We start from the raw sequence: 12,746 nt of genomic DNA, 5'->3' as shown, positions 1-12,746 counted from the left end.
ACCCCGGCCGCCGCCCCGCTGCCCGCCCCGGCCGCGCCCGCCGACCCGGCGCTGGCGAGCTGACCCGTACGGACGAGAAAAGGGGCCGCCCGAGGGCGGCCCCTTTCGCTGTGTCCAGGTTAGAGCATCGACATGTGGACGTGGTCGGTGTGGTTCGAGGGTCCGCTGTACGAACTCCAGCCGGTGGCCGGGAACCAGATCTGCCGGTTCCAGATGACGTAGTAGATGCCCAGCCGGTCGGCGTTGCGGATGAGGAAGGCGGCCACCTCGTTGCCGTACCGGCGGGTGTCGTTGTTGTGCCAGGGCGCGAAGCCGCTGTTCTGGAGCGACCAGTCGCACGCCTTGCCCTTGGGGTGCTCCCACGGCCCGCCGGGCCGGTAGCAGCCCACGAAGCGCTTGAAGCCGGCGCGCCGGACCTCCTTGTACGCGTGCAGCGTGCGCGGCGTGACGCAGCCCGAGGTGGTCGGGTCGTCCTCGCTGCACGACTCCGCCTTCCACCCGCCGTCGGCGGTGCGGCCGGGGCCGATCTTGGCGACCGGTGAGGTGGCGGAGACCAGGCCGCCGGTGAAGCCGAGACCGCCGACGAGCTTCAGCGCGCGCTCGGCCTGCACCTTCTCGCGCTCCATCGCGTTCTTCTGCTTCTCCTGCTCGCGCACCTCGGCGTCGAGCGCGATCTTGGCCTGCTCGGCGCGGGTCTTGACCGCGTTGATGGCTGCCAGGCGCTGCGCGTTGAGGAGGTTCAGCTCGTCCAGGGCGTTGACCCGGCGGACGAACGAGTCGGGTGAGTTGCTCTCCAGCAGCATCGCCATCGCGCCCATCCGGCCGGTCCGGTAGGACTGGGCAGCGAGCTGGTTGACCTGCGGGCTGAGCGCTTCGAGCTCGGCCTGTGCCGTCTTCACCTCGGCCGCCAGCCGCCGCTGGCGGTCCTGGGACTTGGCGAGCTTCGCCTTGGCCTGGAGGAAGGCCCGGTTGGCGGCGTCGATCGCCTCGGTGATGAGCGGCGGTTCGCCGTCCTCCTCGTGTCCCGAGGGGTTGCCGGGGGCCGCCGCGGTGGGGGCCGCGGTCGCCGGGGTCGGCCCGGCCAGCACGGCCAGCGAGGCCAGCGAGGCCAGCACGGCCACCACGGGTGTCAGCCAGCGGCGCAGGGGTGCCGTCACAGTGTTCCCTTCCGTCGGCCGCCGACCGGGTTAGCTGACGGGTTCGGGACGGAAGTGGCCCCTACCGCTGTCGCGGATTCACCCCATGTACCTGGTTCCCCGGTTCGCCCGCAGGCGATTGGGCGGCGGCACCGCTGGCGCCGGTGCGCGCCTTCGGCGGTGACCGGCAGCGAGGTTACCTGACAGCACTCCTGAGGATCTACGTCCGGAAGCCGACCAATAGCGAGATTTCGCCGTGGCGCACCGTGACCAGCGTCGCGTTTGAAATCGATGGTCACGCTGCGGAGTGTCACCATGCGGCCTCCGTACTCTTCCCGCCGCCCAGGGCCTCCAGCGCGTCGTCGCGTCCGGCCGGCGGCCGGGCCGCGGGTGGCGCCGGCTCCGCGCCGCGCGAGCGCCGCCCGGCGGTGGTCACGATCGCGGCCAGTCCGGTCGTCAGCGGTACGGCGGCGATCAGGCCGAGCGTCGCCACCGCGCTGCGGACGATCTCCTGGGCGAGGAATTCGCTGGTGAGGATCTCACTCACCGGGCGGGAGTCGGCGACCAGGAGGAGCAGCAGCGGCAGCGAGGCGCCCGCGTACGCCAGCACGATGGTGTTGACGGTGGACGCGATGTGGGCCCGGCCGACCCGGGTCGCCGCCCGGTAGAGCTGCCGCCGGGACAGTCCGGGGTTGGCGTGCGCCAGTTCGGTGACGGTGGCCGCCTGGGTGACTGTGACGTCGTCCAGCACGCCCAGCGAGCCGATGATGATTCCGGCCAGCAGCAGCCCGTGCAGGTCCACGTCGCCCTGGAACATGGACAGCGTGGTGGCGTCCTCGCTGCCGAAGCCGGTCAGGTGGGTGGCGGACGTGGCGAGCAGGCCGAGCACGCCGGTGACCACCAGGCTGCCGAGCGTGCCGAGCACCGCGACCGACGTCTGCGCGGTGATCCCGTGGGTCAGGTAGAGCACCACGAACATGATCAACGCGGCGCCCACGATCGCCACGAGCAGCGGCGGCTGGCCGGCGCCGATGCCCGGCAGCACGAAGCCGAGCAGGATGGCGAAGCTGGCCACCAGGCCGCCGAGCGCGGCGAGCCCGCGCCACCGGCCGAACGCCACGATCGCGGCGGCGAACAGCACCATCAGCCAGATCAGCGGCGTGCCGCGCTGGTGCTCGGCGATGTTGTAGGACTTCACCGCCGGGTCGGCCGGGTCGGTCAGCTCGACCAGGACGACCTCGTCGCCGACCGCGACCCGGGGTGCGCCCGGCCCGGCCGGGATCGGCGTCTCGACCTGCCGGCCCGCGTCCGGGCCCTGCTCGGCGGTGACCGTCACCGTGCCGCAGGGGCCACCCCCGCCCTCCGGGGCCTCCGGGGTCGGCGGGCAGGGCTCGGTGACCACCCGGGTCACGGTGCCGTGGTAGCGGGGGACGTCAGCGCCGCCGACCGGCTCCCGGTCCTGCCCGGGCCAGAGCACCAGTGCCGCGATCACTGTGAGCGCGAACAGCGGCACCACCACGGCGACGAGCAGCCGTCGTACGCCCGGCGGCGCGGCGGGTGCGGGGCGGGTGTGGTCGGCACCCATGGCGTCTCTCCCAACGGTCGCGGCGACGCCTGGTCCGCCGGACCGGTCTGGTCACCCGGTCGGCGCGGACGTGTCGACCACGTCCGGGTCGTCGCCCGGCCATGGTAGGCAGCCCGGCCGGCCGCTCCCGGGCGGCGCGACCGGTGACGCGCGCCCCGCTCGGGTCAGGCCAGGCCCGCCCGGCGCCGCCGGTACTCGTCCTCGTCGATCTCGCCGCGGGCGTACCGCTCGTCCAGGATGCGCCGGGCCGTCGTCGGGCCCAGATACTGCGGGCCGGTCCACCGCACGGCCGCCCAGACGAGCCCCGCCAGCACCCCGAGCACCAGCAGGGACCAGATCCACATCCAGCCCATCATCGGGCTCTGCCACATCATCGGGCCGCCCTCCGTCCGTCGCCGCGGGTCCGCCGGTCCGGCCTGCCCGCCACTTCGACGGTACGTCCGCCCGGGCGCGTCGGCACGGGTCGATGTGCCCTGGTCCCGAGGGCCGGAGGTCCCCGCTCAGCCGCGCTTCATCAGGCGCCCGACGGCGGCCATCATCTCGGTCGCCATCTCGTCGGCCCGGCCCTCGGCGGCGCCCTCGTGCATGCAGTGCCGGGCGTGGCCGTCGAGCAGGCCCAGGCCGACCTTGTCCAGCGCCGCCTGGATGGCCGAGATCTGGGTCAGCACGTCGATGCAGTAACGGTCGTCCTCGACCATCTTCTCGATGCCACGGACCTGGCCCTCGATCCGGCGGAGCCGGGCGAGGAGTTGGTCCTTGCTGGCGGTGTAGCCCCGGGTCGGGCTGGACGGCGCGGTCATGAAACCGAGGATAGCGTACCCCTCGGGGGTATGCTAACGTTCGGGACGTACCCCTGGGGGGTATCAGATCGGAGGGCGAGATGGAGACCACCTACCAGGTGAACGGCATGACCTGCGGGCACTGCGTCAACTCGGTGAGCACCGAGCTGAGCGCACTTCCGGGCGTCACCGACGTCCAGGTCGACCTGGCCGGCGGCCGGGTCACCGTCACCAGTCAGAACCCGCTGGACGTGGACGCGGTCCGCGCGGCGGTCGACGAGGCCGGTTACGACCTCGTCGGTGCGTGACGGGTCCGGCGGACCCGCGAAACCGAGGAGACACCATGAACACGGCGACGAAGCTCAGCGGCTTCGCGCTCGGCCTCGTGGCGGTGTTCGGCGCGGCGTACGGGATCGGCAACCTGGCCGATCCCGTCGCCCCGGCCGCCGAGACCCGACACGACGACACCGACAGCGACCACGGGGCCGGCGACACCGGCCACGGTGACGAGAGCCAGGCGGGCGGCGCCTCCGCGCACCTGCCCGGCGGGCTGCTCGTCTCCGAGCGCGGCTACACGTTCCAGCCCGCCGGCGCCCCGGCCGGGCAGTTCGCCTTCCGGATCACCGGCCCGGACGGCGCGCCGGTCACCCGCTTCGAGGTGGCCCACGACAAGCGCATGCACCTGATCGTCGCCCGCCGGGACCTCTCCGGGTTCCGGCACGTCCATCCGGAGATGGCCGGCGACGGCACCTGGCGGGTCGCCTCACCGCTCGGCGGCCCCGGCGTCTGGCGGGCGTTCGCCGACTTCACCCCCGAAGGCGGCGATCCGCTGACCCTCGGCCTGGACGTCACGGTCCCCGGCGAGCTGACCGCCCGGCCGCTGCCGGCACCGGCGACCAGCACCACCGTCGACGGCTACACGGTCACCCTGACCGGCACGCCGGAGCCGGGCCGCACCAGCCGGCTCACGCTCTCCGTCAGCCGTGACGGGCGGCCGGTCACCGACCTTGCGCCCTACCTCGGCGCGTACGGGCACCTGGTGGCGCTGCGGCAGGGCGACCTGGCGTACCTGCACGTGCACCCGGAGGGCGTGCCCGGCGACGGGCGGACACCCGCCGGTCCGGCGATCACGTTCGCCGCCGAGGTGCCCTCGGCCGGGGCGTACCGTCTCTACCTGGACTTCCGGCACGGCGACGCGGTGCACACCGCCGAGTTCACCGTCCTGGCCGGCGACCGGACCGCGCCGGTGCCCGCCGCGCCGGCATCCACCACCGCACCGACCCCGGACGCCGGACACGGCACCCCGGGGCACGGGCACAGTTGAGCGCCGGAGGTGCCGCGATGACTGCCACGGGAAAGGCGCTGCCCACCGCGCCGAACCTGATCGAACTGGCGATCGGCGGGATGACCTGCGCGTCCTGCGCCGCCCGGATCGAGAAGAAGCTCAACCGGATGGACGGCGTCGAGGCGACTGTGAACTACGCCACCGAGAAGGCCACCGTCCGGTACGCCGACGACATCGCGCCGGCCGACCTGATCGCCACCGTCGAGAAGACCGGCTACACCGCTGTGGTGCCGCCGCCGCCCGAGCAGGCGGAGGCGGCAGCGGCCGGGGAGCCGGTGGACGAACTGCGCACCGCGCGTACCCGGCTCTGGGTCTCCGCCGTGCTCACCCTGCCGGTGATCGTGCTCGCTATGGTTCCGGCCTGGCAGTTCGACTACTGGCAGTGGGCCTCGCTCACCCTGGCCGCCCCGGTGGTGGTCTGGGGCGGGCTGCCGTTCCACCGCGCCGCGCTGATCAACCTGCGGCACGGCGCGGCGACCATGGACACGCTCGTCTCGCTCGGCACGCTGGCCGCGTTCGGCTGGTCGCTCTGGGCGCTGTTCCTCGGCGACGCCGGCATGCCCGGGATGAAGCACCCGTTCAGCCTCGACATCACCCGCGGCGACGGTGCCGGCAACATCTACCTGGAGGCCGCCGCCGGGGTGACCGTGTTCATCCTGGCCGGGCGGTACTTCGAGGCGCGCTCCAAGCGCACCGCCGGGTCGGCGCTGCGCGCCCTGCTCGAACTCGGCGCCAAGGACGTGGCGGTGCTGCGCGACGGGCAGGAGACCCGGATCCCGGTCGGCCGGCTCGCGGTCGGGGACCGGTTCGTGGTCCGGCCCGGCGAGAAGATCGCCACGGACGGTGTGGTCGAGGAGGGTACGTCCGCAGTCGACGCCAGCATGCTCACCGGCGAGTCGGTGCCGGTCGAGGTGGGCCAGGGCGACGCCGTGGTCGGCGCCACGGTGAACGCGGGCGGCCGCCTGGTGGTCCGCGCCACCCGGGTCGGCGGGGACACCCAGCTCGCCCAGATGGCGCGACTCGTGGAGCAGGCACAGACCGGCAAGGCGGCGGTGCAGCGGCTCGCCGACCGGATCTCCGGCGTCTTCGTGCCGATCGTGATCGCGCTGGCCGCCGGCACGCTCGGCTGGTGGCTCGGCACCGGCTCCGGGCCGACCGCCGCGTTCACCGCCGCGGTGGCCGTCCTGATCATCGCCTGCCCGTGCGCGCTCGGCCTGGCCACCCCGACCGCGCTGCTCGTCGGCACCGGGCGGGGCGCGCAGCTCGGCGTGCTGATCAAGGGGCCGGAGGTGCTGGAGTCCACCCGCCGGGTCGACACAGTGGTGCTGGACAAGACCGGCACCGTCACCACCGGCCGGATGGCGCTGGCCGAGGTGCTGCCCGCCGACGGCGAGGACGCCGACGAACTGCTCCGGGTGGCCGGTGCGCTGGAGGCCGCCTCCGAGCACCCGATCGCGCGGGCCGTCGCCGAAGCCGCGGCCGAGGCCGGACCGCTGCCTCCGGTCGGCGAGTTTGCCAACGCCGAAGGGCTGGGCGTGACCGGCACCGTCGACGGCCGGACCGTGGTGGTCGGCCGGGCCCGGCTGCTGCGGGAGCGGGGTCTCGACGTACCCGAGGAGGTCGAGCGGGCCGCGACCGGCGCGGAGGCCGCCGGGCGGACGGCGATCCTGGCCGGCTGGGACGGGCGGGCCCGGGGCGTGCTCGCGGTGGCCGACGCGGTGAAGCCGACCAGCCGGGCTGCTGTCGCGCGGCTGCGTGAGCTGGGCCTGAAGCCGGTGCTGCTCACCGGCGACAACACCACTGTGGCGAAGGCGGTGGCGGCCGAGGTCGGCATCGACGAGGTGATCGCGGAGGTGCTGCCCGCCGACAAGGTCGACGTGGTCGAGCGGCTCCAGCGGGAGGGCCGCGTGGTCGCCATGGTCGGCGACGGGGTGAACGACGCCGCCGCGCTGGCCCGGGCCGATCTCGGGCTGGCCATGGGCACCGGCACCGACGCGGCCATCGAGGCGGCCGACCTGACGCTGGTCCGGGGCGACCTGATGGCCGCCGCGGACGCCATCCGGCTCTCCCGGCGGACGCTGGCGATCATCAAGGGCAATCTGTTCTGGGCGTTCGCCTACAACGTCGCGGCGCTGCCGCTGGCGGCGGCCGGACTGCTCAACCCGATGCTCGCCGGGGCGGCCATGGCGTTCTCGTCGGTGTTCGTGGTGGGCAACAGCCTGCGGCTGCGGAGCTTCCGCCCGATCGGGTGAGGGGATTGAGCGGACGGCCGACGGGGTAACCAGTTGTCGTCAGGCAACCGCATCAGTGGAGGTCATCATGGGTCTGGACGACAAGATCGACAACGCTTCCCAGGACACCGCGGGCAAGGTCAAGGAGGGCGTCGGCCGGGCGACCGACAACGAGCGCCTCGAGGCCGAGGGCCGCAACGACCAGGCGGGCGCCAAGCTCAAGCAGGCCGGCGAGAAGATCAAGGACGCCTTCAAGAGCTGAGTACGCGACGCACACACACCACCGGGTCGGCCCACGGGCCGGCCCGGAGTGCTGTGTACGGACGGTGACGATCCCGAGTGGCGGATGCCACCGTCCACATCGATCCGGCGGGACCACCGGGATCGGCTCCGGTGCATAGGATGCGAGGCGACCTCGAATGCGGAGGAGCTCCTCGATGGCCGATCCCGCCGACCCGTCCGGCTTCGGCCGGGTGCTGTCCGAAACCATGGCCGCGCTCCAGCGGCAGACCGATGCGGGCGAGCAGGTGGCACCGCCGGAAGGCGTCGGTGAGGCCGCAGACGGCCTGATCCGGGTCACCGCCGGCCCACCCGGACAGGTCACCGGGCTGACGCTCGACCCCCGTGTGATGCGGATGGCCAGCGAGGCCCTCGCCGAGGAGATCGAAGCTGCGGTCAACGCCGCGCTCGCCGACCTGCGGGAGCAGGCCGCCACCGCCCCCGGCGAGGTCGACCTGGGCTCGCTCGGTGAGCAACTGCGCCGCATCCAGGCGGACGCGGGGCGCCAGTTCAGCATGTTCACCGACGCTCTGATGCAGGCCCAGGACCGGCTCGCCCGCCAGGACGGGCGCTGATGCCGGTCGAGGTCGATCCGGAGCGGCTGGGTGCCTCCGGGTCGGCGCTGGACGGCGTCGCCACCCGGTTCGGTGCGGCGTTGACCGCCTTCCGGGCCGAGCTGGCCGGCTTCGGCCGTCCCTGGGGGGCCGACGACATCGGCTCACTGATCGGCGCCGCCCACGACGAGGTCTCCGCGTTCGCGTTCGAGTGCTTCGACAGCGCGCTCGACGAGATCGCCGCCGCCGGCGCCGACCTCGGCAGGATGGCCGTCCGCTACGCCGAGACCGAGGCGGCCATCACCCGCAACCTCGACGGCCTGCGGCGGAAGCTGGGAGGCTGAGCATGGGCATGGAGCTACCCGGCGAGTTGCGGTCGCTGCTCGGCGTCCTCGGCTACACCTGGCCCGAGGCGGACGAGACCAAACTCTTCGAGATGGGCAACGCCTGGATCGGGTTCTCCGGCACCCTCTCCGGCGTGGTCACCGAGGCGAACACCGGTGCGGCGACGGTCTGGACCCAGCACACCGGTCAGGACATCACCGCGTTCCAGACCTGGTGGAACAAGGAGGACAGCCCGGCCGACAGCCTGCGCGACGGCGTCACTGCAGCCGTGCTGACCGGGACCGGGCTGATCATCTGCGGCGCGATCGTGCTCGCCCTCAAGGTCGCCGTCATCGTGCAACTGGTCGTCCTGGCCATCCAGATCGCGCAGGCGATCGCCACCGCGGCTGTCACCTTCGGTGCCTCGCTGCTGGAGATCCCGATCTTCCATGCGCTGGCCCGGACCATCGTCGGCAACCTCGTCCAGGAAGCCCTCTGGAAACTCGTCGACGGGTGAGGTGACATGGGCGGGGGTAGAGCAGGCGGCCGGTTGATGCGCGCCGCCTTGCGCTTTCTCAAGCGGACGAAGACGCGTAACCGGCCCGACCGGATGAACCCGCACTTCACCGAGCACGTGATGGGCGGCCACGTGAAGCCGGGCATGCCCAAGGGGTCGGGCTACCACTACCGGCCCGGCGGTGAGGACTTCCCCGGTCGCCGGCTTCAGCCCGGCAGTGTCGTCAAGGATCCCAAGACCGGGGCCTACACCGCCAAACCGGAGTTCTTCGATCCGACGCTGAACCCTCCGCACGGGGCCTGGAAGCCGAAGAAGGGCAACGGCGGGGAAAGCTCGTTCTTCCCCGACGACTGGACGCCGGCCCAGGTCGACAACGCCATCACCGGCGCCTTCCAGAATGCGAAGCCGGTACCCGGCACCAGCATGTGGCGTGGCACTCACAAGGGCCTGGTGATCGAGGGTTTCTACAATGGCTCGGGCGGCTTCACCCACGGATGGCCGGTCGTCATCCCATGATCCAGAGGACTTCCGTTGGCGTTCATCAGTTTCTCCGTCGATGAGTACCGGCTCCCGCTGTTCAACGTGACCGATCAGCGCTATCGGGCTCTCGGCGCGTGGCTGATCACCGACGTCTCCGTCTCCTACTCGGCCTGCCTGGACGCCCTGCAGATGATCGACGACGTGGCGAACGGCCGTCCGCTCGACGAGGGGTGGGACAGCGACAAGTACGAGGTCAGTTTCGCCCCCACCGGCGTCGAGTTCGTCAACGAGTGGGTCGCGGACGACCGGGGCCGCTACTCGCTGGACGAGACCCGCGAGGCGGTCGAGTCCTACTGGCGGTTCCTGGCCGGCCGCCCGGAGAACCGTGAACTGATCCGCGAATACCGGCCCGACCTGCCGCGATGGCAGGCGGAACTGCTCCAGTGGGAGGAGCGGTGGGGCCGGCCGCATCCGTACCGGGGACGGTTGTTCTGATCCGCGCCGGTCAGCCCGGCCGGTCTCCGCTGTCGCCGGCCAGGCGCGCGGCGCGTACCTCTAGATAACGCCGCTCCGGCAGGCTCGTGGTGGCCCGCGCGGCGGCCAGGTACGCGGCCCGGGCCTCCGTACGGTCGCCAGCCATGTCGAGCAGATGCGCGCGGACGGCGGCGAGCCGGTGGTGGCCCGCGGTCCGGTCGTCGGCGTCGAGCGTGGCCAGCAGCGACAGCCCGGCACGCGGGCCGTCCACCATGGCCACGGCGACGGCCTGGTTGAGCGTGACCATCGGGTTCGGCGCGACCCGCGCGAGCACCCGGTAGAGCGCGACGATCTGCCGCCAGTCGGTGTCCTCGGCGGCGGGCGCCTCCGCGTGGACCGCGGCGATGGCCGCCTGCACCTGGTACGGCCCCGGCGCCGACCAGGTGAGCGCCTCGGTCACCAGCGCCACCCCCTCGGCGACGGCGTCCCGGTCCCATCGGCTGCGGTCCTGCTCCGCCAGCGGCACCAGCTCACCGTCCGGCCCGGTACGGGCGGCCCGGTGCGCGTCGGTGAGCAGCATCAGCGCCAGCAACCCGGCCACCTCGCCGTCGTCGGGGAGCAGCCGGCGCAGCTCCCGGGTCAGCCGGATCGCCTCTCCGGTCAGCTCGGCCCGGTGCAGCGCCTCGCCGCTGGACGCGGTGTAACCCTCGTTGAAGACCAGGTAGAGCACCCGCAGCACGGCAGCGAGCCGTTCGTCCCGGTCCGCCGGGGACGGCAGCGTGAAACGCGCGCCGGACGCCTCGATCCGCTGCTTCGCCCTGCGGATCCGCTGGCTCATCGTCGCCTCCGGCACCAGATACGCGCGGGCGATCTCGGCGGTGCTCAACCCGCCCACGGCACGCAGCGTGAGCGCCACCTGCCCGCTGACCGGCAACGCCGGATGGCAGCAGAGGAGCAGCAGCCGCAGCGTGTCGTCCCCGCTGGGCGGATCCTCGTCGGCGGGCGGGGCGACAGTCGCGTACGCGGGCTGCCGGACCGCCACCGCCACCTCGCGTTCCCGGCGGGCGTGCTCGCTGCGCCACTCGTCGGTGAGCCGCCGGGTGGCGACTGTGACCAGCCAGGAGCGGGGACGGTCCGGCAAGCCCTGTTCCGGCCACTGCACGGCGGCGGCGAGCAGCGCCTCCTGCACGGCGTCCTCGCAGGCGTAGAACTGGCCGTGGCGGCGGACGAGCACGCCGAGGACCTGCGGCGCGAGCGTACGCAGCAGGTCCTCGACCACAGTTGCTGTCACATCTCCGTCCCGGCCTGTTCCATCACCGCGCGCACCTCCAGTACGCCGAAACCGTGCCGTACGTCAGGCCAGCGCGCGGCGATCTCGGCGGCCCGCTCCGGGGTCTCGCAGTCGACAGTCAGGTAGCCGGCGAACTGCTCCTTGCTCTCCATGAACGGCCCGTCGGTGACCTCGACGCCGCCACCGGCGGCCGGACGGGCCGTACGGGTCTGCGAGGGGTGAGCGAGCGCCTCGCCGCCGACCAGCTCGCCGGACTCGGTCAGCTCCTTCATGATCTCGTCGACCTCACCGAAGACGGCTGTGCGTTCCGCCTCGGACAGCTCCTCCACGAAGCCGGGCCGGTTCCAGATCAGCAGCATGTACTTCACGGTGCACTCCTCGGGTGCGGGCCACCGGCGGTGGCGCCTCGCAGACGGGTCGGAGCCGGTCCGCCCGATCCGACATCATCCCCCGGGAGAGGTCAGCGGCCCCCGCGCAGCGGACGGCGTGCCGGGCGGCCCGGGTCGAGCGAGGCCCGGTCGGCGGCGCTGGTGCCGGAGACCCAGCCCTGCTCGTCACGCACCTGGAGGCGGTGCCGGGTGGTGCCGGGAAAGAGCTGGTCGACGCGTTCCCGGACGGCATCTGAGCGGGCCGCGAGCACCGGCAGCAGCCGGTCGTCGTCGAGTTCCTCGGCCGCCGCCGCGCTCGCCTCCCGCAGCCGGTCGCCGATGCGCAGCGCGAACGCGTTGAGGAACGACTCGTCGTAGCCCTTGGTGCGCCGCCCGCCGGCCCTGCCGCGCTCGCCCCGGCCGCGCAGCATCGCGGCGGTGGCCTGCACGAGCAGCGAGGTGTGCAGCAGCTCGACAGCCGCCAGGTCGGCCGGGAAACCGAGCACTGTGGCGAAGCCCAGGTCGTCCGACCACACCGACTCGCACCGGTTCGCCGCCGCCACCTCCTGGATCAGCAGTGCCTTCGCGGCCGCGTACGGGGCGTCGACGCCGATCCGCACGCCGCCCGGGCCGCCGGACCGCTCGGCCCCGGCGTCGAGCAGCGCCGCGTCGATGCTGTGCCGGGCCATCAGCTCCTGCGCCTTCGCGGTGAACGCCTCCGCCTCGGCCGGGTAGCCGGTCGACTCGGCCTTCGCCAGCAGTGCGCGTACCCGGTCGAGCATCCGGGAACCGCTCGGTGTCGCGGCGGCGAGTGCGGTGCCCGCCGAGCCGGGCGGCGGCCGGAGCGCCGCGACCGGCGGAAGCCCCGCCACCAGGACGGCCGCGTCGACCGCGTCCCGCAGCGCGGTGATCCGGTCCCCGTCGGCGCGCCGGTCCAGCCAGCCCGCGTCGTCGTCCCAGCGGGCGCCCGTGTCGGTGAGCTGGTCGTCGAACCAGGCCGGTACCGGCGTGGGCAGGGTGCGCCGCTGCGCGGCCATGACGTCGCGCAGCAGCCGGGCGCCGCGCGGCGTGAGCCGCCGGGTGGCGAGCCGGTCCAGGTCGGCGGGCTGCCAGCCCCGCGGCCAGAGCCAGCCCACGTCGCGCGTGAGCCGGGCGAGCAGCGCCGCGTCCACCGCCGCGCCGTCGGCCACGACGAGCCCGTCGAGGGCTCGCTCGGCAGCGCGTACGTCGGTGCCGCGCGCGGTCGCGACGGCGGCGTCGAGCAGTCGCTCGGCTGGTGACACGGGTGGCTCTCCCTGGACTCCGACAGGCGGCAGGTCGCCCACCCCGGCACCGACGGTACCCGGCCCGCCCGTTCAACCGTCCGGGCCCGGCGTCCGTACT

Annotated in this window: 16 protein-coding genes and 1 riboswitch; of the genes, 9 read left to right on the top strand and 7 right to left on the bottom strand. The window is 73.3% G+C overall.

The genetic code is table 11. The features are described 5' to 3' along the window. Nucleotides 1-119: 119 nt before the first annotated feature. The 4 genes from ABD52_RS08865 to ABD52_RS08850 all read right to left on the bottom strand — a co-directional run bounded on the left by ABD52_RS08865 (nucleotide 120) and on the right by ABD52_RS08850 (nucleotide 3,521). A complete protein-coding gene (locus tag ABD52_RS08865; protein WP_047891483.1) occupies nucleotides 120-1,157 on the bottom strand; it encodes a hypothetical protein in 1,038 nt (345 codons plus the stop codon). A 3-nt stretch (nucleotides 1,158-1,160) separates the two neighbouring features. Beyond that, nucleotides 1,161-1,292: riboswitch (cyclic di-AMP (ydaO/yuaA leader) on the bottom strand. Between the two features lie 154 nt (nucleotides 1,293-1,446). Continuing rightward, entirely contained in the window at nucleotides 1,447-2,721 is a 1,275-nt protein-coding gene (locus ABD52_RS08860; protein WP_013283778.1) for a YibE/F family protein, read from the bottom strand. 164 nt (nucleotides 2,722-2,885) lie between these two features. Further along, nucleotides 2,886-3,095, bottom strand: a complete 210-nt coding sequence (locus tag ABD52_RS08855) for an SHOCT domain-containing protein (RefSeq protein ID WP_013283779.1) — start codon at nucleotides 3,093-3,095, stop codon at nucleotides 2,886-2,888. 126 nt (nucleotides 3,096-3,221) lie between these two features. Continuing rightward, a complete protein-coding gene (locus ABD52_RS08850) occupies nucleotides 3,222-3,521 on the bottom strand; it encodes a metal-sensitive transcriptional regulator (protein WP_013283780.1) in 300 nt (99 codons plus the stop codon). A gap of 80 nt (nucleotides 3,522-3,601) precedes the next feature. Between ABD52_RS08850 and ABD52_RS08845 the strand changes: the two genes are divergently transcribed. From ABD52_RS08845 to ABD52_RS08805, 9 genes are all read left to right on the top strand, one after another. Continuing rightward, nucleotides 3,602-3,808 carry a heavy-metal-associated domain-containing protein gene (locus ABD52_RS08845; RefSeq protein ID WP_013473785.1) on the top strand — a complete coding sequence of 69 codons (207 nt, stop codon included), beginning with the start codon at nucleotides 3,602-3,604 and terminating at the stop codon, nucleotides 3,806-3,808. Nucleotides 3,809-3,843: 35 nt separating this feature from the next. Then, nucleotides 3,844-4,824: a hypothetical protein gene (locus ABD52_RS08840; RefSeq protein WP_047891482.1), complete on the top strand. Its 981-nt coding sequence runs from the start codon at nucleotides 3,844-3,846 to the stop codon at nucleotides 4,822-4,824. Nucleotides 4,825-4,841: 17 nt separating this feature from the next. Next, nucleotides 4,842-7,097: a cation-translocating P-type ATPase gene (locus ABD52_RS08835; RefSeq protein ID WP_013283783.1), complete on the top strand. Its 2,256-nt coding sequence runs from the start codon at nucleotides 4,842-4,844 to the stop codon at nucleotides 7,095-7,097. Nucleotides 7,098-7,164: 67 nt separating this feature from the next. Next, the gene (locus ABD52_RS08830; protein WP_013283784.1) at nucleotides 7,165-7,338 is read left to right on the top strand and encodes a CsbD family protein; all 174 of its coding nucleotides are present in this window, start codon (nucleotides 7,165-7,167) and stop codon (nucleotides 7,336-7,338) included. Nucleotides 7,339-7,513: 175 nt separating this feature from the next. Next, complete coding sequence (locus ABD52_RS08825) at nucleotides 7,514-7,930, top strand: YbaB/EbfC family nucleoid-associated protein (protein WP_013283785.1); 417 nt, start codon at nucleotides 7,514-7,516, stop codon at nucleotides 7,928-7,930. Next, on the top strand, nucleotides 7,930-8,253 hold the full coding sequence (locus ABD52_RS08820; protein WP_013473788.1) for a hypothetical protein: 324 nt from the start codon (nucleotides 7,930-7,932) through the stop codon (nucleotides 8,251-8,253). Before ABD52_RS08825 ends, ABD52_RS08820 begins: the two co-directional genes overlap by 1 nt. A 2-nt stretch (nucleotides 8,254-8,255) precedes the next feature. Continuing rightward, a complete protein-coding gene (locus ABD52_RS08815) occupies nucleotides 8,256-8,750 on the top strand; it encodes a hypothetical protein (RefSeq protein ID WP_047891481.1) in 495 nt (164 codons plus the stop codon). 36 nt (nucleotides 8,751-8,786) lie between these two features. Continuing rightward, a complete protein-coding gene (locus ABD52_RS08810) occupies nucleotides 8,787-9,266 on the top strand; it encodes an EndoU domain-containing protein (protein WP_013283788.1) in 480 nt (159 codons plus the stop codon). 15 nt (nucleotides 9,267-9,281) lie between these two features. Continuing rightward, nucleotides 9,282-9,725: a hypothetical protein gene (locus ABD52_RS08805; RefSeq protein WP_047891480.1), complete on the top strand. Its 444-nt coding sequence runs from the start codon at nucleotides 9,282-9,284 to the stop codon at nucleotides 9,723-9,725. Between the two features lie 10 nt (nucleotides 9,726-9,735). Here the strand turns inward: ABD52_RS08805 and ABD52_RS08800 are convergent, their stop codons facing one another. From ABD52_RS08800 to ABD52_RS08790, 3 genes are all read right to left on the bottom strand, one after another. Continuing rightward, nucleotides 9,736-10,995 (bottom strand): RNA polymerase sigma factor, encoded by a 1,260-nt coding sequence (locus ABD52_RS08800; protein WP_013283790.1) that lies wholly within the window; start codon nucleotides 10,993-10,995, stop codon nucleotides 9,736-9,738. Continuing rightward, on the bottom strand, nucleotides 10,992-11,354 hold the full coding sequence (locus ABD52_RS08795; RefSeq protein WP_221489463.1) for a YciI family protein: 363 nt from the start codon (nucleotides 11,352-11,354) through the stop codon (nucleotides 10,992-10,994). Before ABD52_RS08795 ends, ABD52_RS08800 begins: the two co-directional genes overlap by 4 nt. Nucleotides 11,355-11,455: 101 nt before the next feature. Further along, nucleotides 11,456-12,646 (bottom strand): DUF2786 domain-containing protein, encoded by a 1,191-nt coding sequence (locus ABD52_RS08790; protein ID WP_047891479.1) that lies wholly within the window; start codon nucleotides 12,644-12,646, stop codon nucleotides 11,456-11,458. Between the last annotated feature and the right edge of the window lie 100 nt (nucleotides 12,647-12,746).

The sequence above is a fragment of the Micromonospora sp. RV43 genome, assembly GCF_001029515.1.
GTDB lineage: Bacteria > Actinomycetota > Actinomycetes > Mycobacteriales > Micromonosporaceae > Micromonospora > Micromonospora aurantiaca.
Note: the sequence above shows the minus strand (reverse complement) of the source record. Positions and strands in the feature narration are given on the sequence as shown.